Below are 23,490 nucleotides of genomic sequence, written 5' to 3'. Positions count from 1 at the left end.
CTTAATTATCAGATGATTAATTTTCTATTTGATTCACTTTTTATACCGGTGTAGAGAATGAGGCAAACACGGCAAAACTCGCATCGCACACCGTACCACTTAGTGTCTGTAGCAATTTTATCGATTGTCTTATTTGCGACTAAAACGAAAGAATAGCTTGAAATTTTTTACTCAAATAATCAAAAATACCGCATAAACATAAAAATATTAAAAAACCCTATCAAATATATTGTAAATATATTTGACTGACATTACACTACCACCTTGTGCAGTCGTTCATATTTATCTTAATGAGGAAGCAAACATGAATCTCCCAAAATGGCGCGGTATATTTCCTGCTGTAACTACAAAGTTCAAAGAAAACGAAGATCTCGATCAAGCAGCGATGGAGAAACACTTTGCCTTCCAAATCGATGCGGGTGTGCACGGGATGGTGACGGGGGGCTCTTTGGGTGAAGCAAGTACGCTCTCTTTTGAAGAAAAATTAGAAGTCACGCGTATCGCATTAAATGTGGCGGATAAACGTATCCCGGTGTTAGCCAATGTCTCAGAAACTCGCACCACGAACGCATTACGCTTTGTAGAGCAAGCAGCCAAAATGGGCGTACAAGGTTTCATGGTGATGCCATCTGTTCTTTATGCAGCTGATGCACGCGAAGCGAAAGACAATTTACGTGCGATTGCCGATGCCGCACAATTACCAATTATGGTGTACAACAATCCGGTGACTTACAAGGTCGATCTGACACCGGAAGATTTCCAAGATCTCGCTGATTGCAAATGGATCACTGCGATCAAAGAATCGACCGACAATATCCGTCGCGTCACCGATTTGCGTAATGCCATAGGCGACCGCTATCAGATTTTTATGGGTGTTGATGATTTGTCTTTCGAAGGTCTGGCAGTCGGCGCTGATGGTTTGCTGGCAGGACTAGTGGTCGCTTTCCCGCACGAAACCGTTGCGTTATATAACCTGATGCAAGCAAAACGTTACGATGAAGCCTTGGCCTTATATCGCTGGTTCATGCCTTTGATGCATTTGGATGTTTCTACCAAATTGGTGCAAAACTTAAAACTGGTGGAAGCCATGGTCGGCGTCGGTAATGAATGTGTACGTCGCCCTCGTCAACCGCTGGTTGGTGCTGATCGCGAACGCGTCAGTGCAATCGTTCGTAAGGCTTTGGACACGCGTCCAGATGTTAGCGCCTATCTGTAATTCACAAAAATAAGCTAAACCAAAAAGACACCGCGGTACGCCATATCAGCGTCCTGCGGTGTTTTCATTTAAAACAGACGACCGAAATCTATTCTGCGAATTAAGGAAATTGAATGTCCACTTTCTCCCAATTTATCAACGGCGAATGGCTCGCATCCCAAAAAACACGCGCCAATATTAACCCATCAAGTCCAAATGAAATCATTGGGGAATATGCCGAAGCCGATACGGCAGATGTCGAATTAGCGGTACAAGCTGCGCAAGCAGCGTTACCTGCTTGGAGTCGCTCAACACCGCAACAACGTTTTGATGTCTTGGATTTTATTGGCACTGAAATTCTCGCGCGCAAACAAGAACTCGGCACGTTGCTCGCTCGTGAAGAAGGCAAAATTTTGCCGGAAGCCATAGGTGAAGTCGCACGTGCCGGCTATATCTTTAAATTCTTTGCTGGCGAAGCTCTGCGCATTGGCGGCCTTGCCATCGCCTCAGTACGACCGGGCATGGAAGTCATCACCTCACGTGAAGCAGTTGGCGTCGTTGGCTTAATTACGCCATGGAATTTCCCTATCGCGATTCCTGCCTGGAAAAGCGCACCTGCACTCGCTTGTGGCAATACCGTCGTCATCAAGCCCTCGGAATTAACACCTGGGTGCGCCTGGGCCTTGGCTGAAATCATCTCACGCTCTGGTCTTCCTAAAGGCGCATTCAATTTAGTGATGGGTGATGGCGTTGCAGGTAAGGCATTGGTCGAACATCCAGCCGTCGATGCGATTAGTTTTACTGGCTCGGTCGGCACTGGCAAATTAATCGCTCAGCATTGCGCACTGAATTTGAAAAAATTTCAGTTAGAAATGGGTGGCAAAAATCCCTTAGTCATTTTGGATGATGCCGACTTAAACATTGCGGTTGAATGCGCGGTCAATGGCGCCTTTTATTCCACGGGTCAGCGTTGTACCGCCTCAAGCCGTACTATTGTCACTGAGCAGATATACCCTGCGTTTGCAGCCGCTTTTTTAGAAAGAACGAAAGCGCTTAAAGTCGGCGCAGCGCTTGATACCGCCAGCCAAATAGGTCCCGTGGTCGATCAACGTCAACTCGATAAAAATTTGCACTACGTCACTATAGGTAAAGAAGAAGGTGGAACTTTATTGGCGGGTGGTGAACGTCTTAGCGGTGAGGGTTATTTCTTTAGCCCCGCGCTGATAGAAAATCACAACCCATATGCTCGCCTGAATCAAGAAGAAGTATTTGGTCCGGTCAGCACGCTCGTAAAAGTCAATAATTTTGAGGAAGCAATCCAAGTCGCGAATGCCACCCCCTATGGTCTATCTGGTGGCATCTGCACCACTTCACTCAAATACGCGAACCAATTCAGACGTGAAATGCAAGCCGGAATGGTAATGGTCAATGCGCCCACCGCTGGGGTCGATTACCACGTACCGTTTGGCGGCAGCAAAGCGTCGAGCTTCGGACCACGCGAACAAGGTGGTATGGCTTTGGAGTTTTATACCAAAGTGAAGACGCATTATTTGGCGTAAGTTTTGCATCAAATTGATTCAATTTAAGGAAATTAGCTTTAAAGAGCCTAAATTCGAGTCAACAATTCTGACAAAGGCCAATTTAAACAAATTAACAAGCCTTTTAGCCCAGAGAAATAAGCGACATAGGGATGAACTGAACCCTCTGTCGCTTTTTTTGTATGTTATTCAGGCTAAATTTCAAAATAAAATTGAGAAAAATCAGGTGAATAACTTATAATCCAATGATAATTTTCATAATATTTCCACAACACCGTGTATGCAACCAGCCAAAGTAACACCTCAAAATAAAATGCGTGCTGCCGATGTCGCTTACGATGCGATAGAAAGCATGATTGTGACTTTACAACTCAAGCCTGGTGCGCCCATTGTGGAATCTGAGTTGATAGAAATAACAGGCTTAGGGCGAACCCCTTTACGCGAAGCACTCATGCGTATGTCATCGAATGGCCTGATCCTACAATTGCCGCGTCGTGGTTTGATCGTCAAAGATATCGAGGCGGCCGAACACGTCAGCTTGATTGAAACCCGCCGCGTCATCGAAAAGTTGATTGCCAGCAGCGCCGCACGACGTGCCAGCCCGCAATTACGGCAAGATATTTTGGCTTGTGGTGAAAAAATGGTCAGCGCTGCCGAGAACGGTAAATTAGATGAATTCATGTTCGCCGATCAGGCTTTGGATCATGTTGTTCACGAAGCCTGTCGCAATCCGTCTGCCGTTGCTGCCGTTATTCCACTGATCATTAAATGCCGTCGTTTTTGGTACGCCTATCAACATGAAGGCGATTTGCATGAAGCAGCGCGCTGCCATATGCTGTTAGCGCAAGGAATTGCCGATGGCAATGAAGCAGCCGCAGCAAGCGGTGCAGAAAATTTGATGGACTACCTAGAGTCTTATACGCGCAAAGTAATCAATGGCTAAAATCTGATTCAGATCAGAAACTTGAATTAAGAATGTCGAAAAAAAAGCGGCTAGATTTTTCAATCCAGTCGCTTTTTTTTCTGTTCTCAAATCTATCGCTTCACAAATCTATCGCTTCACAAATCTATCGCTTAATCAAACTGTAAGGATCGCCTTTTTTCCAACGCGGTACTTGTTTTTCATTGGCGATCAGATAGCCGAGATTTAAAGTGAATTGCGCTTGCTGCAGCATGCCGCTTAAATCCCAGTTGGCATCATAGCGATCATTCACGGTGTGATATGACGTCTTAAAGCCCTTCATCTTCTTTTCGGATGCATGCTCATGGTCTGAAAATTCAAAATGCCCATCACCAGAAAACACAGCCGATCCTACATTAAATGCAGGCACACCAGATCGGGCAAAATTAAAGTGGTCAGCGCGATAATAAGCCCCCCCCAAGTCAGGCACGCTCTTAGCAATCTTAAGATTCATCTGCTTCGCGACTTGCTGCGCACTTTCGAACAAGCTGGAACGCTCACTGCCTGCAATGCCTATATCTTTAGTTTTACCGACAAAGTTCATACTATCTAGATTCAGATCGGCAACGGTTTTTGCTAACGGCCATGCAGGATTGCGCACGTAGGCGAGACTGCCGATCAAGCCCTGCTCTTCTGCCGCAGGCCACAGGAAAATCTGACTGCGTTTTGCCGGATGCTTGACCGCTGCTTGCGCCATCGTCAATAGAGCCGCCGCACCAGTCGCATTATCTACCGCGCCATTCCAAATTTGAACCGGTTTGCCTGCCTCTTCGACTTTACCCAAGTGGTCCCAGTGCGCAGAGTAGACGACTGCTTCTTTTTTAAGTTGCGGATCAGTACCCGGTACCAAACCGATCACATTAAACTGCTCAACTTGCCGCACCGCGCTGCGTAGACGCACTTTAGCCTGCAGAGACAAAGGAATAGGATGGAAATCCCGGCGCTCAGCTTGAGCACGCATCTCATCAAGGTTGAGACCTGCGTCAGCAAATACGCTTTGAATACTCTCCTCAGCCCACCATCCCTCCATAGGGTTACCGCCGCCAGCAAGGCTAAAACGCTCATGACTAAAACTCGCTTGAGGTACATTCCAACCATAAGCGGCAGACGCATTGGTATGTATCAATAACACACCGGCGGCACCAAGACGGGAGGCTTCCTCAAACTTATACACCCAACGTCCATAGTAAGTCATTGCCTCACCACCAAATCGCGTAGGCTCAGCCGCGGTTGGCTGTGGATCATTCACCATCATGACCAATACTTTGCCTTTAACGTCGAAACCTTTGTAATCGTCCCATGACTCTTCTGGCGCAATCACGCCATACCCGACAAAAACCAGAGGAGCCTCAAAAGCGACTTGTTCGTGGCCATTCGAATTAGCGATCAATATTTGAGTGCCTGCTTTCGGCGCATAAGTTTTACCTGCGTTTTGAAAGTCAATTTGGCTATCTGGCAAAGTCAACGAACCTATGATCTGCACCGGAAGACGATAAGGGAATGCTTGATTCGCGACGATTGGCTGCAAACCAATTAAAGCAGCCTGAGTTTCTAGATAACGCACGGATAAATCACCGCCACGCTGTCCTGTGCCACGACCTTCCAACAAATCATCAGACAGATAGGCCAAATGCGGTCTTAAAATCGATTCCTGCACTTTAGGTACAAATTGCTTTTCAGCGGCTGTTCTCTTTGTTTTGGATATTGCTGGTGACTGTACTTGTGCCTCAACAGCCAGGGATAGCATACTCAAACTACTTGCAACAATCAGGCTATAGATCAAACGCATTCAAAAACTCCCAGATTCTTCTACTATTTTTTATTCACAATTTTTCACAACCAATGCGCGAAGTAAATTCACAACGCCAATTCAACTCAGCCACACAAGCTGCATGGACGTGCACGATCAAATATTATTTATTGCAGACTTAGGTAGACGTTTGACGTTCGGCAAGGCATTGGTCAGCAACCACTTTTTGAGCCTGACCATCTTGTAGCTAGTATGCCGGCTTTCTGTGCGCGATCTGAGCAATTGCAACAGACCATCTTCCGTTACACCCTTCATTTTTTGGTCTGGAATCACAGCGTAAGCTGCACCCAATAAACGTAACTCACGCTCGCTTACGTCAGGCTCCAACAAACGCTGCAAATCGCGAAGAGGAATCCAAACAGTGCCTTCAATCAAGAAGAAACGAATCTGCCGCCCATCAAAACTATAGTAACTACCATGCCAATGAAACACCGCAGATTTTTTCGCTTGATATTTAATCCAGGAAAAAAAATTGATTAAATCACGTGCAAATAACCGCCCCCAAAAATTTGATGTGAACACAATCCCTATACCGCCCATACCAGGCAGAAACCACTCCACAGCGGCATAACCCCCATAAGCCATCAGCACGCTACACAGTATTTTGGCAAGTAATTTTCCCATTCACTGCCGATCCTCACGCAATATGCCTATTGATCTTCGTCCTGATCCAAGGCATCTTCCATCATCCCAGTATCAACACTCTTACCTTGACCCAACAAAACAGGCGGCACGTAAGTAGCTAGCAAATGTTCACGGCTTTGCGGTGTCTCCAAACTGACCCGCCCTAATACGCCACTACGATAATCGAGCAATAAAGTATGAGCTGCTTTTTCAAAGTCCCAATCACCGCCTTTCAAACGGTAGGCACGTTTTTTTGCGACACCTTCGATGACGCTGACCGCATCAATACCTTCGATATCCAAACCATAACGAGTAGTCAAAAACTGCGGATAACGCTGCAATAAAAGTTCAGCCAGAAAGGTCGCGACCTCCTCTTCAATCAAAGCATTCACACCAATCGCATGACTCGCCGCCAGCATCAAACCGTCAGTCGGATGTTGAATCTTTGGCCAAAGCATACCAGGCGTATCAGTCAAAATCATATTCTTACCGAGGTACAGGCGCTGTTGCACTTTGGTTACTGCAGGCTCATCGCCGACATTTGCAACTCGCTTTTTCAACAAAGCATTCATCAAAGTCGATTTACCAACATTGGGAATACCCATGATCATCATGCGCAAAGGCTTGGTCGGCACCCCACGATGTGGCGCCATTTCTAAAGCAAAGCCAGGTACCTTGGCAACATCCGCAGGTTTCTTGCAACTCATGGCAACCGCTTTGACGCCTTTTTGTGCATTGTAAAAATCCAACCAAGCTTTAGTCGCATGCGGATCCGCCAGATCGCTTTTATTCAAAATTTTCAGGCAAGGACGCTGACGAAACAAACGCAATTGTTCCACCATAGGATTGCAACTAGCTTGCGGAATGCGGGCATCGAGCACTTCTATCACCAGATCGGTGTTTTCCATGGTTTCTGCAGCTTTCTTGCGCGCTGCATTCATATGTCCTGGGAACCATTGTATTGACATGCGTATTCTTCTTTGATGAATCAGAACGATCGCTGTCGAATCATGCGAGGAAGATTCACAGTAAATACTGGAATCTCCGGCAAAGCCATCGACAAAAAGAGGTTCTATCTGAGTTTATTGAGGTAGTTGGAATAATTTAGCTGATCTAGCAAAATTAAACTTAATTCGCTATTTTACGGACTTGCGGCATTACCTAGGAAATTGTTTTGCTTAAAAAGCAGAAATCTAGACGCAAGAATTTCAAATAAACTAACGATACGTTGAGGCGAGTACTATTTCAGCTTACAAAGTTAATTAAAGAATATTTATCTTGGATGTGACTAAAGATTGAACTTAACAAACAAATAAATCGAAATCTGCTTACAATCAGGTATATAGATACTCTATCGATTCTATGGGAAGAACCTATGTTTTCAAAAGTCCACGACGTAGCTAAGCAACTGAACCAGGTAATTATTGGCAAGCCAAAACAGATACAACAAGCTCTGGTTTGTTTATTGGCGGGAGGTCATCTATTAATTGAAGACGTACCTGGTGTAGGTAAGACAACCTTAGCGCATGCCTTGTCCATATCGTTGGGCCTTAAATTCAATCGCATGCAATTTACCTCTGACTTATTGCCAACTGATGTGATTGGGGTATCCATCTTTGAACGGGAAAAAAGTCAATTTGTTTTTCATCCAGGCCCTATATTCACCCAAGTTTTGTTAGCGGATGAAATTAATCGTGCGACGCCGAAAACACAATCCGCGCTATTAGAAGCAATGGAAGAACAGCAGGTTAGCGCTGAAGGGCAAACACGCCTTCTCCCTTCTCCATTCTTCGTAATTGCTACACAAAATCCTACGCATCAGGTCGGCACTTTCGCTCTCCCTGAATCACAACTTGATCGCTTCTTAATGTGTGTCGCGCTAGGCTATCCCGATGCGCAAGCTGAACGAGCCTTGCTAATGGGTGAAGACAGACGAACTTTACTCAAGCAATTATCCGCCCTCATGCAACCTGATGAACTCATCGAAGCCCAAGCTGCAGTCAGAAATATCCATGCGTCTCCCGCTCTGATAGATTATTTGCAAAAACTTTCGCAAGCCACTCGTGAATCAGGTTTATTTGCGGAAGGTATGAGTCCGCGTGCGGCCATCGCTTTACTGCAGGCAGCGCGTGCATGGGCGGCGCTGGAAGGTCGCGATCACGTGTTGCCTGAAGATATTCAGGCTGTGCTCATTCCTGTTATCGCGCATCGTCTGCGTCCTATCAAAGCTATGCATAACAAGGCCAGCGCCAGTGCCGACTTGCTGACACAATTAATGTTAAAAGTACCGGTTTAGTGATAGATCAACCTTGCCCCAATTAATACCAATCAGTTCATGAATTTGATTAATCAATTGAAGTTAAAATGGCGCAGTGTCGTCTTTCTGGAAAAACGTCCAGAAGTGGGAGAAATCGTACTCAAACAAAGACGCGTATTTACACTACCGAGCAAACCCGGTTTATTTTTTTTTGGCATGCTGGTTTTGTTATTTTTAGCATCCACTAACTACAATTTAAATCTTGGTTTTGCAATGACCTATTTGCTGACAGGATTAGCCGCCATCAATGCATTATTCACTTTTAGAAATCTGGCCTATCTACGTTTAAACGCAGGCACTTGCTCACCTATTTTTGCTGGCGATGTGGCGGAATTTCCAATACACATCAAGAATACGCAAAATTTAGCACGCTACGCCTTGCACTTTAGTTTCGTCACCAGCAATACAGTGGGCCACATTGTCGACATCAATCCTCAAGAAAATTTGCTATTACGCTTGCAGGTACAAAGCAAGCATCGCGGCTACTTAGCAATCCCCAGAATTCGAATTCAAACTTGGTTTCCCTTAGGATTATTGCGAGCTTGGAGTACTTGGCTACCCGATGCTAAAGCACTGGTCTATCCGACACCAGAAATAAGTTCGCCCGCACTCCCCTTAAGTCTAAGTGACGATGGGACAGGTTTACATAGCAACGGCGATGAAGACTTTGCAGGTGTCCGTAGCTACCAATTAGGTGATCCACTCAAGCATTTATCCTGGAAACACATCGCAAGAATTGATGTAGATACTGGCGGTAGCTTAGTCACCAAACTATTTTCCGGTGGTGCGCAGGGCGAAGTCATACTCGATTTTGCCGCCTTAAGTACGCAACTCGATGTAGAACTGCGCTTATCGCGTATGACAGCATGGATTCTAGATGCCGAGCGACAGGGTCTTGCCTACGGATTTAAGCTCGATCATATCGACTATCCACCTGCCTTGAATGAAGAACATCGCGCCGCATGCTTACGTGCTCTGGCACTTTATGGCCTTGATGAGAAATCGGATGTGCGGTCATGAATACGTCAATAACATTTAACGCTAACAGCAATAGGCTCATATCCTTTTGGAGCAGGTTGGGTCGTGAAAAAGTTGATACCTTGCTGCTGGTGTTTGCATGCCTACTGGTCGTTGCCAATCACCTGGGTTCTAACGCCAGCTGGATCAGCGCAAGTGCGATCGGCTTGATGATATGGCGCGCTTGGCTAACCTTGAACGGCCGCCAACTGCCGGCGCGCTGGTTACTACTAGCAATTGCAAGCCTACTAATGGGTGCGATATATTGGCAGTTTCGCAGCTTTGTTGGGCGAGAAACCGGCGTCGCCATGCTGACCTTACTGTTGGCATGCAAAATGTTAGAGATGCATGCCAAACGCGATCTGTTCGTCGTCGTGTTCCTTGGTCTTTTCCTTCTGCTTACCAGCTTTCTAGATTCCCAAAGTTTAGGCTCAGCATTTCAAGTATTAGTCTCGGCATTTAGTTTATTACTCGCTCAGTTATCGTTTCAATTCTCAGAAAAAGCGCCTTCACTCTGGGTGCGCTGCAGGTTAATTCTAAAGATGCTCTTACTAGCCGCGCCATTAACAGTGCTTTGCTTTTATCTATTCCCCAGAATTCAAGGACCTCTATGGAGCCTACCTAGTGATGCCAATATCGCCCGTAGTGGCCTTTCCGATTCTATGACACCTGGCAATCTCAGCAAGCTGGCAATGTCAGAAGAGTTAGTTTTTCGAGTTAAGTTTTTGGAAGAGACGCCCGCTAAATCTGCGATGTACTGGCGCGCCATCATCTTGAGTCAATTTGATGGTCGCAGTTGGACACAAATAGCACAAGCTGTGCCTCAAGGAGCGATCAAGCTAGAAGTAAAGGGCAAACCGCTCGCCCAAGAAATCACCCTTGAGCCGAGTAATAACCAATATTTATTTGGACTTGATAGCGTATCGAAAACACCTGAACTCGAGAGCATGGCATCGCATTTGAATGCCCTGGGTGAAATCCGTAGCGAACTACCAATTAGTAAACGTCTTCGATATCAGGTTTTCTCACAAACTAGCTATCGCCTCAATGCTGATTTTGACGCCCAACAAATTCAAATCAATTTACGCCTGCCACCTGGATTTAATCCCGAAACCATGAAGTTTGCGCAACAGCTTCGACAAACATTTCCGGATCCGGCGAGCAGGATCAACGCGGTATTACGTTATTTTAGAGAAGAGAAGTTTTATTACACATTAGAGCCGCCACCATTGGGACGTCAAAGTGTCGACGAATTTCTTTTCTCCAGTCGTGCCGGCTTCTGCGAACATTATTCTGGTGCCTTTGTTGTGTTGATGCGCGCCATGGGTATTCCGGCACGCGTCGTAACCGGATACCAAGGCGGTTTGCGCAATACGCAAGATGGCTACTACGAGATCAAACAATCAGACGCGCATGCTTGGGCTGAAGTATGGGTGGAACAAGCTGGCTGGCTGCGGGTTGATCCCACTGCAGCAGTAGCGCCCGACCGTATTTTAAGAAATTTGGACGCGACTCAAAAAAACACAGGAATCGCGGGAATTGTTAACAAGTTCATTGTCCAAAACTCGTGGACGAACGATCTACGTATGCGCTGGAGTGCGGTAAATAATGCATGGAACCAGTGGGTCTTAAATTACAACCAGTCCAAGCAAGAGAGTCTTTGGCAAAGTCTGGGACTTTCCAGTATCAATTGGGAGAGAACTTTATTGACTGTATTTGTTTTGGGATTAATTGTGTTAGCAATATTCGCCATACCACTGCTATCACATCGAACCAAGCTGACAATCTACGACAAACTCTATCTGACTTTCTGCAAGAAAATGCAAAGAAGAGGATACCAGCCAGCAATCCATGAAGCGCCGGCAAGTTATGCCTTACGCTTACACGAACACTTAACGACAGCGCAAGTTACGGATGTAAACAAATTCGTCGCGCTCTATCTGCAGATAAAATACGGGAAACCTACTACGAATCTAAATGAAAAAATTCAGCAACTCAAAGGACTGCTAAAAAAGATAAAATAGCTTCTTAGCTGATTCAACTCAGCCCTTTCATTGACACGCACTTTTAACGATACGTACATCTTGAAAATTTCATTCAACAACAAACGCCTATTGCGCTCTCTGAGTTTTACTTTTGTTCTTAGTGCCTTTCTCGTAACAGGTGTTGGCATGCTAGCCAACCAACATGCGAATGCGGCGACACCAGATAAGAAAAAAATTAGTCACAAAAAGAAAACCATTCACTCGAAAAAAGCATCTGCAAAAAACAAACCTGCTACGACAAAACCTATTCTGTCAGAAGACGTACACTACCTTGAATGGAAAGAAGTACAGGACTTTATCGAGCAAATGCAAACGCAATATCAGTTTGACAAAGCTCAGTTATCTGCAATTTTTGCCAAGACACGCTATATAGATTCGGTCGTTCAGTTGATCAAGCCTATGCCAGCTGGTAAGCCAAAGAATTGGAAAGTTTACCGCGCACGTTTTGTAGAAAACGCACGTATTGGCGCAGGTGTCGCATTTTGGGAGCGCAATGTGGAGACTCTTAATCGCGCAGAAAATTTGTACGGTGTGCCGGCAGAAATCATCGTTGGCCTAATCGGTGTCGAAACCATTTATGGCAAGAACACGGGCAATTTCCGCGCCATCGATGCGCTTACCACGCTGTCATTTTCCTATCCCGAAACACCAAACAAAGAAGCACGCATGGCATTCTTTAAGAAAGAATTGCGCGAGCTACTATTGTGGACTAGAGAATCTGCGATCGATGTCTTTGACGTCAAAGGATCTTATGCCGGCGCCCTTGGGTTGGCGCAATTTATGCCCAGCAGTCTGCGCCAATTCGCGGTTGATTTTGACGGCGATGGAAAGATTAATCTGAAAGAATCTGAAACCGACGCCATCGGTAGTGTTGCTCACTATTTAGCAATTCATGGATGGAAGAAAAATGTGCCATACGCATTCCCTGCGAGCTTAAGTAGCGAAAAAATTGATGAAAAACAGTTAGCTCAAGTTTTAGGGCAAGGTTTAAAAGCAACCTACGTTATTGACGAATTACGACCTATAGTCAGTACGCCCGACGAAAATGCACCACGCAATATCAAATACGGCCTGATCGATCTACAGAATGGGGACAACCCGACTGAATATTGGTTAGGTACTGAAAACTTTTTTGCGATTACGCAATACAACCGCAGCTATTTTTATGCGATGTCAGTCATCGATTTAGGAAAAGTAATAAGCCTCGCCCGAAGAAAAAACGATTAATGCTTTTATTACCCAAATAACATCATACCATTTGAAAAATACGCAATAAAAAATATTGCAAATAAGAATTTTTTATACTAGAGTAATGTTATCTAATGATACATTTATGATGGTTTGCAGAAAGTGTCAATAGATTTAATGAATTTGCCACTTATTTTTCTTACTTAATTTTTAAAAAAGTAGATAAATTTGGTTTAAAGATATAGTATTACTGATTAAGTAATTTATTACTGCACCCTACTGCAACATCAATAAACAAATAACGAGGTAATGATGCCAAACTTGACTCAACTAGAATCAGATGAAATCGACTACGATCCAAACAATCTCTTGGATACTTTGATTAAACAATTGCATTTGAAAAATGATGCCGCTTTGTCCAGAGCATTGGAAGTTGCGCCACCAGTCATCAGTAAAATCCGTCACCGCCGCTTGCCAGTTGGCGCTTCTCTGTTAATCCGCATGCACGAAATTAGCGATGTGAGTATCAAAGACTTACGTGCTTTGATGGGTGATCGTCGCGCGAAGTTCCGTATCAGTGATAAACAATTCAAACCTAAAGATGCGGAAAACAACGGCTAATTTTTATAGCCTGCGATAAAAAAATCGAAGCTCAGTGGGTACTGACTTCGATTTTTTGTTTTGAGAATGATGGAAAAAGAACCAATCGGCTTAAAATGTTGTTTATTAACAACATTTAACTATTTTCTTTAAGCTGGAAAAACACCGGTCGATAAGTAACGATCACCTCGGTCACACACGATAAATACTATCGTCGCGTTCTCTACGGTTTCTGAGATTCTTAAAGCCACTTCGCATGCGCCCGCGGCAGAGATGCCACAAAAAATTCCCTCCTCTACAGCTAAGCGTCTTGCCATTAATTCAGCATTTGCCTGACTAACAGATTCGACGGTATCGACTTGTGCTTTGTTATAGATCTTCGGCAAATAGGCTTCTGGCCATTTTCTAATACCTGGTATCTGAGAACCGTCCTCGGGTTGCACACCGATGATTTGTATATTTGAATTCTGTTCTTTCAAGTAGGCTGAAACGCCCATTATGGTCCCTGTAGTTCCCATCGCGCTCACAAAATGACTAACCTGAGCTTTCGTATCACGCCAAATCTCCGGTCCAGTACCTTCATAATGCGCCAAAGGGTTATCAGGATTAGCAAATTGGTCCAAGATGACACCTTGCCCCTCTTTTTGCATTTGCTCCGCCAGATCACGCGCGGTTTCCATACCGCCAGCCTGCGGGGTTAAAATAATCTTTGCGCCATAAGCGGCCATGCTTTGACGCCGCTCTACACTGAGATGTTCGGGCATTAGCAGAACCATTTTATAACCACGCATCGCTGCCGCCATGGCCAACGCGATCCCAGTATTACCACTAGTCGCCTCGATTAAGGTATCACCCGGTTTAATCTGTCCTCGCAGCTCCGCTCGCTTAATCATAGAAAGTGCAGGTCTATCTTTGACTGAGCCAGCAGGATTATTTCCCTCTAGTTTGCCTAAGATAATATTATTTCGACGCCGAGACTCCTCACTGGGCAAACGTTGTAAGCGAACTAGTGGCGTATTGCCAATGGTGTCTTCGATCGTTATATAACTCATAGTAATAAGACGTATTGGAAAGTCAAAGTCACATTCTAAACCTTGTAGGTGCTTTCTGCTTAAAAGAGCGAAAACCCATCAATTTCTATTAAGAATATTTGGCAAATTTGTTAAAAAAATCCTCACATTTCTGCGAGGATTTTCAGTTCACTTGGATTCCTATCCCCCAACGCTACTTGGCGTCAGCTTTTGCGGAAGTTTTGGATTTGGCGTTATTAGCTTTGGCATCCGGTTTAGCTTCCATTTTTGAAGCCGCCTTAGCCTGACCATTCACCGTTAAACCAGCGTCTGACAGCTTAATGGCATTCTTTCCGCCTATACCCTTTACACGACCTTCAAAGTCGGCCCAATCCTTAAAATTACCGCCTTTAACACGCTCAGCTAAAATAGCTTTTGACTTTGCCGGGCCTATGCCTTTTACGCCATCCAAAGCTGCTTGATCAGCTTTGTTCACATCCACATCGGCAAAGGCAAAACTGATACTTGCGAACAAGGTAGCAACAGCAAATATGATTTTTTTCAACATCGTAAACTCCCAATAAATGAAATTAATAAAATATGATCTGCTCGCAATATAAATATAAATATAAATATAAATATAAATTTATTATTGCAAATACATATTACATTAAATTTACATAAAACCTACATTTATTGAAACAATTCTTCTCTAGTGACGGTTGCTGTTCCCAATTTACCAACAACAATGCCGCCGGCTTGATTGGCGATTAAGATAGCATCATGCAAATTCTTACCCTCTGCCAACATCGCGGCGACCGTCGCGATGACTGTATCTCCAGCTCCTGACACATCAAATACTTCGCGTGCCATTGCAGGTACATGCAGAATTTCTTCATCAGTGAATAAAGTCATCCCCTCTTCTGAGCGGGTCAGCAATAAGGCGGCGATATCGAGCTCTTTACGCAGTGCCTGCGCCTTCTTGGTTAGGTCAGCCTCGTCCTTCCAACTTCCAATCACTTGGCGCAACTCTGACTTATTTGGCGTCAAGAGGCTGGCACCTTGATAGATGGAATAATCGCTTCCTTTGGGATCAACCAACACGTATTTGCCTAGCTGTTTTGCGAGCGCTATCATGGTCGCGACGTTCACCAAGCTACCTTTGGCGTAGTCAGATAAGACGATCACATCGTGCTCGGCTATCAGACTATTAAAACGTGACAATTTATCCTGCAAAATCTGTTCAGTCGGTTTCTCTTCGAAATCAATACGAATAAGTTGCTGCTGACGACCGATTACACGTAACTTAATAATCGTTGAAATACTAGGATCATGATTAAGGTAACTTCGAATCCCAACTTCACTTAACAAAGTCTCGACATTACGACCCGCCTCATCTTCACCAATCACGCCTAACAAGCTGGTTTCTATGCCTAATGCCACGGCATTACGCGCAACATTTGCAGCGCCACCTAGGCGTTCTTCACGTCGCTCAACGCGCACGATAGGCACTGGTGCTTCGGGCGAAATACGATTGACTTCACCAAACCAATAGCGATCCAGCATCACATCACCCGCCACCAAAATACGCTTTTGTGTACTCGTCATAGTTTTATACAGTCTTAGTTTTGACTTAATTTTGCGTCAGTACCGCGCGACCAATCGCGTGATATTCAATGTCTAAAGATTTGACCAAACGCGGATCATATAAATTACGACCATCAAATATGACTGCTTGCTTTAAGCTAGTTTTCACTTGATTCAGATCTGCGGTGCGGAAGATTTTCCATTCTGTGACAATCACTAAGGCATCGGCCGCTGGTAAAGCCGTTTGCGGATCTGCCGCAAAACTAATCCTATTTAACAATTCAGGCGCATCTGCAAAATCCAAGGCCAACACACGTCGCGCTTCATCAATCGCTACCGGATCAAAAGCCACAATATTTGCGCCTGCACGCAATAACTCTTGTATCAAGACCCGCGAAGAGGCCGCACGCATATCGTCAGTGTCCGGTTTAAAGGCCAGCCCCCACAGAGCAAATTTCAAACCTTGCAAATTCTTACCGTACTTCGCAAAAATTTTTGCGCCCAATACATGCTTCTGCTTTTCATTTACGTCTTCAACAGCCTGCAAAATTTTTAACTCATGGCCGTATTCTTGCGATGTACGCACCAATGCCTGCACATCTTTCGGGAAACAAGAACCGCCATAACCACAACCAGCCATTAAGAAACCTGGCCCTATCCGTGGATCAGAACCGATGCCTTGACGCACTGCTTCGATATCAACACCGACTTTGTCTGCCAAGTTCGCCAATTCATTCATAAACGAAATACGTGTCGCCAACATCGCGTTTGCTGCGTATTTTGTAAATTCAGCAGAACGCACATCCATCCAATAGATTTTATGACCCGCAGCTTCAAAGCTTGCATACACCTCACGCATCACTTGTTGCGCGCGCAGACCTTGTACGTCATTACCATGACCAATCACGAGGCGATCCGGCTTCATGAAATCGGCAACCGCTGCGCCCTCTTTCAAGAATTCAGGGTTTGAAGTGACTGCGTAGTCCAAATCGGAAAAACGTGTCTTTAACTCTTCAGAGATCGCACCAGAGACGCGATCCGCTGTACCAACTGGCACAGTCGATTTATCGACGACGACTTTAAAACTCGTCATGTACTTACCAATATTTCGTGCGGCGGCGACCACATATTGCAGATCCGCAGAGCCATCTTCGTCCGGAGGCGTACCGACCGCAATAAATTGCACCTCACCATGGGCCACACTCGCGGCGACATCGGTAGAGAAACGCAAACGGCCAGCAGCGACATTGCGCGCAACCACTTCGTCCAAACCTGGCTCGTGAATCGGGATACCGCCGCCATTTAAAATATCGATCTTGCGCTGATCCACATCTAAACAAAACACATCGTGCCCGACTTCGGCCAAACATGCGCCAGTTACTAAGCCAACATAACCTGTACCAACAATCGTTATTTTCATTTCTAAAACAATTCCATAAAAAATCTACGTGTTAAAAATAGAAACCAAACTACAGGGACGCAGAAGACGCAATACTGGCGCCGTATTTCGATCCTCTATGCGCTTCTGCCGCAAAGTTTATTCTATTGTCATTAAGCGGTTCAATTCATCACATTCAGTTCTTCAGTCCGGCGCGGTGGGTACGTTTCCCATTTACTACAACCCGGACATTGCCAATAGAATTGACGCGCTTTAAAACCGCAGTGAGTACACTGATAACGTGTGAATTTTTGTGCATAGCCACTGACTAGATTTTTTACAATAGAGAGCTCTGGCAACACTTCTGGAGGTGCGACCATCATGCGTGCATCGAGCAATTTATCTAAGCCCAATAAGGTCGGTGTGCGCCGCAATTCATTACTCACCAGCTGATTCGCCTCGACTACGGTTTCTAATTCCAAAGTCGCTTTAAATACAACCTCAAGCAAATCGATAGAAGGCGTTTCTGCCATATATGATTTCAACAAGTTAAGGCCTTCGTGCGGTCGTTCTAATTTGCGATACCCATCCATTAAGCGTTGTGCCACCAGAGCCACATGTGGCACGCTTTGCTGCTCTACTCTACGCCAGGCCAATACCGCTTGTTCAACATCACCCTTTGCCAGATGAATATCACCCGAAAGAATCGCAGCACGGACATTATGACGGTCGGTGGCAATCGCTTTATCTAACATCACCATCGCCGCCTCAGGATGCGTATGCACTAATTCATCTTGCGCGATTTCGCAGTAAAATTGAGCAATTTCTTTTTGCCTGCCACCTGCACCCGATTCTTGTAAAGCATGAGCGGCATCTATAGCGCGCAGCCATTCTTTTTCGCGTTGATAAATTTCCAGCAAAGCCTTGCGCGCTGGAATAGCGTATTGGCCTGCGACCAATTGATTAAAGGTCTCTTCAGCGCGGTCTAACAAACCCGCCTTCAAATAATCCTGCCCTAGTTCAAACATCGCTTGTGTTTGCTGCTCTATCGGCAAGTCTGGACGCGATAATAAATTTTGATGAACTCGAATTGCACGCTCAGTTTCACCGCGACGACGGAATAAATTACCTAGCGCAAAATGCAATTCAACGGTCTCGGGATTCAGTTTTAAGATTTCGATAAAGGCATCAATCGCTTTATCGGGCTGATCATTGAGTAGAAAATTTAAGCCTTTAAAATAACCTTTTGGCAGACTGCTTGACTCAGAGATCAATTGACGAATATCGACCCTCGCAGCGATCCAACCAAGGCTAAAAAATAGAGGAATACCTAGTAACCACCAGATTTCAAATTCCATAGTGACGGGTCTCAGTGGGAGGATTAAATATTAAATTTTAAGAATTGCGAATCACGTTGGGTATCGCGTCAGGTGTTGGTGCCTGATTTGCAGCCGCCTGCTCAAGTTGGCGCTCTTTTTCGATTTCCGCGATAGTCTTTTTATGACGCGAAATATCACGACGATGACGAAACACCGTCGGCGCCATCGCTAACAAACAAAATACGGCGCCAGCAACAAAAAAACACAACAACAAAATCACCAAAGGTGCCGATTGCTGGTAGCCCCAGAAATATTCGAGTGTCACGATTTTATCGTTTTTCAGTGCAAAGCCTAAAAACGCAATGAATACCAACAGCCAAATAAATTTAGAAATAATTTTCATAGTTAAGCTAAGTTGCCTAAGTTGCGATTAATAATCAAAGTGCGTATTTGTCACTGCCCAGCATGCTTACAGATAGCAATCAACCAACATACGCAAGACAATGAACGACAAATGAAATTGTACGTGAAAAAAAACGGCATATCGGAAATCCGTTATGCCGTTTTGTTTTCTTCGTGCAAATTACTCACTTTTTCCACACCTGATCACACTTTAATCATGCAGTATGGGCTGACCGACAGTCGCATCTACCCGTTCGCGCAATTCTTTACCTGGTTTGAAGTGCGGCACCCGTTTTTCAGGCACCATCACTTTGTCACCGGATTTAGGATTACGTCCAATTCGGGGTGGACGGCTATTTAAAGCGAAACTACCAAAGCCACGAATTTCTATGCGCTGACCAGTGGCCAAGGCATCAGACATCGCGTCCAAAATAGTTTTGACGGCGATATCCACATCTTTAGCTACCAGTTGTGGATACCGCTCGGCCAGACGAGCAATCAGCTCTGACTTGGTCATAAATGAAGCCTCTGACTAGGTCGTTGCTTAGTTTTTATTATCGAGCTTAGCTTTCAACAAAGCACCGAGGCTTGTTGTGCCAGAAGCTGCGTTGGAGTCCGTAGACATCTTTTGCATTGCTTCTTGTGTTTCAGCGGAATCTTTTGCCTTGATAGACAATTGGATACCACGTGCTTTACGATCAATATTCAATACCAAAGCTTCAACAGAGTCGCCAACTTTCAAGTGTGTACCAGCATCTTCCACGCGATCGCGGGAGATTTCAGATGCACGCAAGTAGCCTTCAACTTCATCAGCCAATTGGATCACTGCGCCTTTAGCTTCGACAGATTTCACTGTACCAGTAACCAATGCGCCTTTGTCGTTCATTGCGCAGTAGTTGTTGAATGGGTCACCTTCCAATTGCTTAACACCTAAGGAAACACGCTCACGCTCGACGTCGATCGCCAAAACGATGGCTTCCAACTCGTCACCTTTCTTGAAGCGACGAACTGCTTCTTCGCCTGTTTCATTCCAAGACAAATCAGACAAATGCACCAAACCATCGATGTTGCCTGTCAAGCCAATGAACACGCCGAAGTCAGTGATAGACTTGATCGCGCCTTTAACTTTGTCGCCTTTTTTGAAGTTCAAGGAGAAATCATCCCATGGGTTTGCTTTGCACTGTTTCATGCCCAAGCTGATACGACGACGCTCTTCGTCGATTTCCAGAACCATAACTTCAACTTCGTCGCCCAATTGAACAACTTTATTTGGTGCAACGTTTTTGTTTGTCCAATCCATTTCTGAAACGTGGACCAAACCTTCGATACCTTGCTCGACTTCAACGAACGCACCGTAGTCAGTGAGGTTCGTTACTTTACCGAACAAACGTGTGTTTGCTGGGTAACGACGTGCCAAACCTGTCCAAGGATCGTCGCCCAATTGCTTAACGCCCAGGGACACACGGTTTTTCTCTTGATCAAATTTGAGGATCTTAGCAGTGATTTCTTGACCAACTGTAAGCACTTCAGATGGGTGACGCACACGACGCCATGCCAAATCAGTGATGTGCAACAAGCCATCGATGCCGCCCAAATCAACGAACGCACCGTAGTCAGTGATGTTTTTAACCAAGCCAGTAACCACTGTGCCTTCTTTCAGGTTTTCCATCAATTTCTGACGTTCTTCACCCATAGATGCTTCAACAACTGCACGACGTGACAACACAACGTTGTTACGCTTACGGTCGAGCTTGATAACTTTGAATTCCATAGTTTTGCCTTCGTAAGGAGTTGTATCCTTAACTGGGCGTGTATCAACCAAAGAACCTGGCAAGAAAGCGCGGATGCCGTTCGTGAGAACAGTCAAACCACCTTTAACTTTACCATTAACAGTACCGATAACCATTTCGCCAGACTCAAGCGCTTTTTCAAGTGCGAGCCATGATGCCAAACGTTTTGCTTTGTCGCGGGACAAGATTGTGTCGCCGAAACCATTTTCCAATGATTCGATCGCTACGGATACGAAATCACCGATGTTAACTTCCAATTCACCTTGGTCGTTTTTGAATTCTTCAACAGGGATGAAGGCTTCTGACTTGAGGCCAGCATTAACGATCACGAAGTTGTGGTCGATGCGAACGACTTCAGCAGAAATCACTTCGCCAGAGCGCATATCTTGGCGGGATAAAGATTCTTCGAACAGGGCTGCAAAACTATCAGCACCAGTTGCGTAATCTTGAGTCATGAATACAGTAGACATAATTTTTACGAGTTAGCCGGAATAGGACAAAAGGTCTATTTACCGGGTTGGGTTAAACAACCCCACTTTGATTTTCCATTGAAGTAAAAACTAAATGGGAACTAAAAACGCGTTAAGAATTGTTCGAGCAATTCAGCAGACGAACTAAATTGATTTCTGATTTCTTAACGCTATTGCGTAGAGACTGAGGATCTGATGTACTGCTTCATTCGCAGTGATATGAGATGTATCGAGTATAAACGCGCCTGGTGCGGGTTTGAGAGGCGCTTCTGTGCGAGCCATGTCGCGAGCATCACGTTCTGCCAAATCTTTTACCAAGTCTTCCATATTAGCAGGAAAACCCTTTTCAATCAATTGCTTATAGCGACGATTTGCACGCGCTTCTACACTTGCTGTCAAAAAGACTTTTTGCATGGCATCTGGGAAGATCACCGTCCCCATATCGCGCCCATCTGCGACCAAACCTGGAGCTTGCCGAAATGACACTTGCAACTCAACCAGAGCTTTGCGTACTAGGGGTAAAACCGCAATTTTTGATGCAGAAACACCAATTGCTTCTTCCCTAACTGCATCTGTGACATCGTCATCGGCAAGAAAAACGTGCCCCTTTTCAAAACGACATGGTAACGCTCGTGCCAAATCGGCTATTTGCTGTTCTTCCCACAAATCAATCCCATGACGTATTGCTGACAAGGCAGTCAAACGATACAGTGCGCCAGAATCGAGATAATGAAAACCTAACTGCTTGGCAACACGATGTGCGACCGTACCTTTACCAGACGCGGTTGGACCATCAATACTTATAACAGGGGATTTGACTAAATCATTCAAAATAAGTCCTCGTGTTTGATCTTAACAAAAGCCTCGAAGAATTCCGGAAACGTTTTAGCAACACATTTAGGATCGTTAATCCGCATTGCCGCACCGCGTCGTGCGACACCGTCCAAAGTCGCCAAGGAAAAGCACATCGCCATCCTGTGATCATCATAAGTATCAATAGTCGCTGGCGCAAGCTGTGGAGGTGGCGTAACGGTCATAAAATCTTGACCTTCCTCAACGATCGCACCGAGTTTGCGCAATTCTGTTGCCATTGCCACAATTCGATCCGTCTCTTTGACACGCCAACTTTCGATATTCCGTAAAGTTGTAGTGCCATTCGCATACAAAGCAGCGATCGCAATGGTCATTGCTGCATCAGGAATATGGTTGAAATCCATATCAATGGCATGCAAGGCGCCCTGCGTTTCAGCCTCTATCCAATTGTCGCCCATGGTGATTTTAGCACCCATTTTTTCTAAAGCCTCGGCGAAGCGCACATCGCCTTGTATGCTGTTCCTACCTACACCTTCAACTCGAATTGGACCGCCCGCAATGGCACCTGCAGCCAAGAAGTACGATGCCGATGAGGCATCCCCTTCCACATAAATCACCCCTGGCGACACATATTGTTGACCAGCCTCAATCGTGAATCGTTGCCAGCCATCGCGCACAACCTCCACACCAAAACGCGCCATCAAGTTCAATGTAATTTCGATATAAGGTTTAGAAATCAAATCACCAATGACCTCAATCACCACGTTCCTGTGACGTGCCGCGAGGGGCGCAGCCATCAACAAAGCGGTTAAGAATTGGCTGGAAACATTCCCCTTCACTTGCATTTTTTGTGCATGAATATGGCCACGTTTGATATGCAATGGTGGATAACCTGGATTGCCGGTGTAATCAATCTGTGCACCAACAGCATTTAAGGCATCCACCAGATCACCGATAGGACGTTCATGCATACGCGCCACGCCATGCACGGTGTAATCGCCACCCAAGACTGCCAGTGCTGCAACCAAAGGGCGAATTGCTGTGCCCGCATTACCCATAAACAAATCAGCATGATGATTTGGAAAAACGCCATTAACGCCGGTCACTGTGTAATTGTGTGAGTCGCCTTCTTGCGTCCAATGCACACCAAGTTTTTGCAAAGCATTCAACATCACCAAGGTGTCGTCCGATGCCAACAAGTCGTGAATCTGCGTTGTGCCATTGGCTAAAGCGGCTAATAACAAAATCCGATTGGAAATGCTTTTTGAGCCGGGCAAGCGCACTGTGCCTTGCACTTTCATGACTGGATGCAAATCGAGGTGATGCGGATATTGTTTGCTATGTTCTTTCATGCTTTTTCTCAATAATTTCACTACAGAATTTAATCTACAAGGACGCACAATGCGTAGCTTTTTTTCAAACAAGC

The 23,490-nt window shown here is 45.2% G+C and carries 21 protein-coding genes; 8 read left to right on the top strand and 13 right to left on the bottom strand.

The window, feature by feature from the left end:
* Positions 1 to 304 precede the first annotated feature (304 nt).
* The 3 genes from ACO0KZ_RS06830 (at position 305) to ACO0KZ_RS06820 (ending at position 3,676) form a co-directional block, all read left to right on the top strand.
* The gene (locus ACO0KZ_RS06830) at positions 305 to 1,216 is read left to right on the top strand and encodes a dihydrodipicolinate synthase family protein (protein ID WP_422994076.1); all 912 of its coding nucleotides are present in this window, start codon (positions 305 to 307) and stop codon (positions 1,214 to 1,216) included.
* 113 nt (positions 1,217 to 1,329) lie between these two features.
* On the top strand, positions 1,330 to 2,754 hold the full coding sequence (locus tag ACO0KZ_RS06825; protein ID WP_422994074.1) for an aldehyde dehydrogenase family protein: 1,425 nt from the start codon (positions 1,330 to 1,332) through the stop codon (positions 2,752 to 2,754).
* A 259-nt stretch (positions 2,755 to 3,013) separates the two neighbouring features.
* A complete protein-coding gene (locus ACO0KZ_RS06820) occupies positions 3,014 to 3,676 on the top strand; it encodes a GntR family transcriptional regulator (protein ID WP_422994072.1) in 663 nt (220 codons plus the stop codon).
* A gap of 124 nt (positions 3,677 to 3,800) precedes the next feature.
* On the opposite strand, the gene ACO0KZ_RS06815 is transcribed toward ACO0KZ_RS06820, so the two are convergent.
* From ACO0KZ_RS06815 to ylqF, 3 genes are all read right to left on the bottom strand, one after another.
* A complete protein-coding gene (locus ACO0KZ_RS06815) occupies positions 3,801 to 5,483 on the bottom strand; it encodes a M28 family peptidase (protein ID WP_422994070.1) in 1,683 nt (560 codons plus the stop codon).
* A 117-nt stretch (positions 5,484 to 5,600) separates the two neighbouring features.
* A complete protein-coding gene (locus ACO0KZ_RS06810; RefSeq protein WP_422994068.1) occupies positions 5,601 to 6,128 on the bottom strand; it encodes a hypothetical protein in 528 nt (175 codons plus the stop codon).
* Between the two features lie 26 nt (positions 6,129 to 6,154).
* Positions 6,155 to 7,096, bottom strand: coding sequence for a ribosome biogenesis GTPase YlqF (ylqF, locus tag ACO0KZ_RS06805; RefSeq protein WP_422994066.1), 942 nt, complete (start codon positions 7,094 to 7,096; stop codon positions 6,155 to 6,157).
* A 407-nt stretch (positions 7,097 to 7,503) separates the two neighbouring features.
* Here ylqF and ACO0KZ_RS06800 point away from each other — a divergent pair, with 407 nt between their 5' ends.
* From ACO0KZ_RS06800 to ACO0KZ_RS06780, 5 genes are all read left to right on the top strand, one after another.
* Complete coding sequence (locus tag ACO0KZ_RS06800) at positions 7,504 to 8,424, top strand: AAA family ATPase (RefSeq protein ID WP_422994064.1); 921 nt, start codon at positions 7,504 to 7,506, stop codon at positions 8,422 to 8,424.
* A gap of 39 nt (positions 8,425 to 8,463) precedes the next feature.
* Positions 8,464 to 9,465 carry a DUF58 domain-containing protein gene (locus tag ACO0KZ_RS06795; RefSeq protein ID WP_422994062.1) on the top strand — a complete coding sequence of 334 codons (1,002 nt, stop codon included), beginning with the start codon at positions 8,464 to 8,466 and terminating at the stop codon, positions 9,463 to 9,465.
* Positions 9,466 to 9,521: 56 nt separating this feature from the next.
* Positions 9,522 to 11,486, top strand: a complete 1,965-nt coding sequence (locus ACO0KZ_RS06790) for a transglutaminaseTgpA domain-containing protein (protein WP_422994060.1) — start codon at positions 9,522 to 9,524, stop codon at positions 11,484 to 11,486.
* A 147-nt stretch (positions 11,487 to 11,633) separates the two neighbouring features.
* Positions 11,634 to 12,734 (top strand): lytic murein transglycosylase B, encoded by a 1,101-nt coding sequence (mltB, locus tag ACO0KZ_RS06785; protein ID WP_422994058.1) that lies wholly within the window; start codon positions 11,634 to 11,636, stop codon positions 12,732 to 12,734.
* A gap of 270 nt (positions 12,735 to 13,004) precedes the next feature.
* Entirely contained in the window at positions 13,005 to 13,316 is a 312-nt protein-coding gene (locus ACO0KZ_RS06780; RefSeq protein ID WP_212674312.1) for a hypothetical protein, read from the top strand.
* Positions 13,317 to 13,444: 128 nt separating this feature from the next.
* On the opposite strand, the gene cysM is transcribed toward ACO0KZ_RS06780, so the two are convergent.
* From cysM to aroA, 10 genes are all read right to left on the bottom strand, one after another.
* Positions 13,445 to 14,347: a cysteine synthase CysM gene (gene cysM / locus ACO0KZ_RS06775; RefSeq protein ID WP_422994055.1), complete on the bottom strand. Its 903-nt coding sequence runs from the start codon at positions 14,345 to 14,347 to the stop codon at positions 13,445 to 13,447.
* A gap of 172 nt (positions 14,348 to 14,519) precedes the next feature.
* Positions 14,520 to 14,873: a ComEA family DNA-binding protein gene (locus tag ACO0KZ_RS06770; protein ID WP_422994053.1), complete on the bottom strand. Its 354-nt coding sequence runs from the start codon at positions 14,871 to 14,873 to the stop codon at positions 14,520 to 14,522.
* Between the two features lie 125 nt (positions 14,874 to 14,998).
* Positions 14,999 to 15,913 carry a D-glycero-beta-D-manno-heptose-7-phosphate kinase gene (rfaE1, locus tag ACO0KZ_RS06765; protein ID WP_422994051.1) on the bottom strand — a complete coding sequence of 305 codons (915 nt, stop codon included), beginning with the start codon at positions 15,911 to 15,913 and terminating at the stop codon, positions 14,999 to 15,001.
* A gap of 25 nt (positions 15,914 to 15,938) precedes the next feature.
* On the bottom strand, positions 15,939 to 17,312 hold the full coding sequence (locus tag ACO0KZ_RS06760; RefSeq protein ID WP_422994049.1) for a UDP-glucose dehydrogenase family protein: 1,374 nt from the start codon (positions 17,310 to 17,312) through the stop codon (positions 15,939 to 15,941).
* A gap of 140 nt (positions 17,313 to 17,452) precedes the next feature.
* Entirely contained in the window at positions 17,453 to 18,628 is a 1,176-nt protein-coding gene (lapB, locus tag ACO0KZ_RS06755; RefSeq protein WP_422994047.1) for a lipopolysaccharide assembly protein LapB, read from the bottom strand.
* A gap of 37 nt (positions 18,629 to 18,665) precedes the next feature.
* Positions 18,666 to 18,992, bottom strand: coding sequence for a LapA family protein (locus tag ACO0KZ_RS06750; RefSeq protein WP_422994045.1), 327 nt, complete (start codon positions 18,990 to 18,992; stop codon positions 18,666 to 18,668).
* Positions 18,993 to 19,202: 210 nt separating this feature from the next.
* Positions 19,203 to 19,508, bottom strand: a complete 306-nt coding sequence (locus ACO0KZ_RS06745; protein WP_186889975.1) for an integration host factor subunit beta — start codon at positions 19,506 to 19,508, stop codon at positions 19,203 to 19,205.
* A gap of 27 nt (positions 19,509 to 19,535) precedes the next feature.
* Positions 19,536 to 21,251, bottom strand: coding sequence for a 30S ribosomal protein S1 (gene rpsA / locus ACO0KZ_RS06740; RefSeq protein WP_422994043.1), 1,716 nt, complete (start codon positions 21,249 to 21,251; stop codon positions 19,536 to 19,538).
* A 144-nt stretch (positions 21,252 to 21,395) separates the two neighbouring features.
* Positions 21,396 to 22,082, bottom strand: a complete 687-nt coding sequence (gene cmk / locus ACO0KZ_RS06735) for a (d)CMP kinase (protein ID WP_422994041.1) — start codon at positions 22,080 to 22,082, stop codon at positions 21,396 to 21,398.
* Complete coding sequence (gene aroA / locus ACO0KZ_RS06730; RefSeq protein WP_422994039.1) at positions 22,079 to 23,416, bottom strand: 3-phosphoshikimate 1-carboxyvinyltransferase; 1,338 nt, start codon at positions 23,414 to 23,416, stop codon at positions 22,079 to 22,081. The genes cmk and aroA overlap by 4 nt, the downstream gene beginning before the upstream one ends.
* Between the last annotated feature and the right edge of the window lie 74 nt (positions 23,417 to 23,490).

Source organism: Undibacterium sp. Di24W, assembly GCF_049340325.1.
Taxonomy (GTDB): Bacteria; Pseudomonadota; Gammaproteobacteria; order Burkholderiales; family Burkholderiaceae_D; genus Undibacterium.
The sequence above is the reverse complement of the archived record's forward strand: the minus strand, read 5'-3'. Positions and strand labels throughout refer to the sequence as shown.

Excerpts from the sequence above, each read along its gene's own strand:
- rfaE1 (WP_422994051.1), bottom strand. The coding sequence starts at position 15,913 with ATGACGAGTACACAAAAGCGTATTTTGGTGGCGGGTGATGTGATGCTG.
- ACO0KZ_RS06810 (WP_422994068.1), bottom strand. The coding sequence starts at position 6,128 with ATGGGAAAATTACTTGCCAAAATACTGTGTAGCGTGCTGATGGCTTAT.
- ACO0KZ_RS06780 (WP_212674312.1), top strand. The coding sequence starts at position 13,005 with ATGATGCCAAACTTGACTCAACTAGAATCAGATGAAATCGACTACGAT.
- ACO0KZ_RS06820 (WP_422994072.1), top strand. The coding sequence starts at position 3,014 with ATGCAACCAGCCAAAGTAACACCTCAAAATAAAATGCGTGCTGCCGAT.
- cysM (WP_422994055.1), bottom strand. The coding sequence starts at position 14,347 with ATGAGTTATATAACGATCGAAGACACCATTGGCAATACGCCACTAGTT.
- rpsA (WP_422994043.1), bottom strand. The coding sequence starts at position 21,251 with ATGTCTACTGTATTCATGACTCAAGATTACGCAACTGGTGCTGATAGT.
- ACO0KZ_RS06815 (WP_422994070.1), bottom strand. The coding sequence starts at position 5,483 with ATGCGTTTGATCTATAGCCTGATTGTTGCAAGTAGTTTGAGTATGCTA.
- ACO0KZ_RS06800 (WP_422994064.1), top strand. The coding sequence starts at position 7,504 with ATGTTTTCAAAAGTCCACGACGTAGCTAAGCAACTGAACCAGGTAATT.
- ACO0KZ_RS06770 (WP_422994053.1), bottom strand. The coding sequence starts at position 14,873 with ATGTTGAAAAAAATCATATTTGCTGTTGCTACCTTGTTCGCAAGTATC.
- lapB (WP_422994047.1), bottom strand. The coding sequence starts at position 18,628 with ATGGAATTTGAAATCTGGTGGTTACTAGGTATTCCTCTATTTTTTAGC.
- aroA (WP_422994039.1), bottom strand. The coding sequence starts at position 23,416 with ATGAAAGAACATAGCAAACAATATCCGCATCACCTCGATTTGCATCCA.
- ACO0KZ_RS06825 (WP_422994074.1), top strand. The coding sequence starts at position 1,330 with ATGTCCACTTTCTCCCAATTTATCAACGGCGAATGGCTCGCATCCCAA.
- ylqF (WP_422994066.1), bottom strand. The coding sequence starts at position 7,096 with ATGTCAATACAATGGTTCCCAGGACATATGAATGCAGCGCGCAAGAAA.
- ACO0KZ_RS06760 (WP_422994049.1), bottom strand. The coding sequence starts at position 17,312 with ATGAAAATAACGATTGTTGGTACAGGTTATGTTGGCTTAGTAACTGGC.
- ACO0KZ_RS06745 (WP_186889975.1), bottom strand. The coding sequence starts at position 19,508 with ATGACCAAGTCAGAGCTGATTGCTCGTCTGGCCGAGCGGTATCCACAA.
- ACO0KZ_RS06830 (WP_422994076.1), top strand. The coding sequence starts at position 305 with ATGAATCTCCCAAAATGGCGCGGTATATTTCCTGCTGTAACTACAAAG.
- mltB (WP_422994058.1), top strand. The coding sequence starts at position 11,634 with ATGCTAGCCAACCAACATGCGAATGCGGCGACACCAGATAAGAAAAAA.
- ACO0KZ_RS06795 (WP_422994062.1), top strand. The coding sequence starts at position 8,464 with ATGAATTTGATTAATCAATTGAAGTTAAAATGGCGCAGTGTCGTCTTT.
- ACO0KZ_RS06750 (WP_422994045.1), bottom strand. The coding sequence starts at position 18,992 with ATGAAAATTATTTCTAAATTTATTTGGCTGTTGGTATTCATTGCGTTT.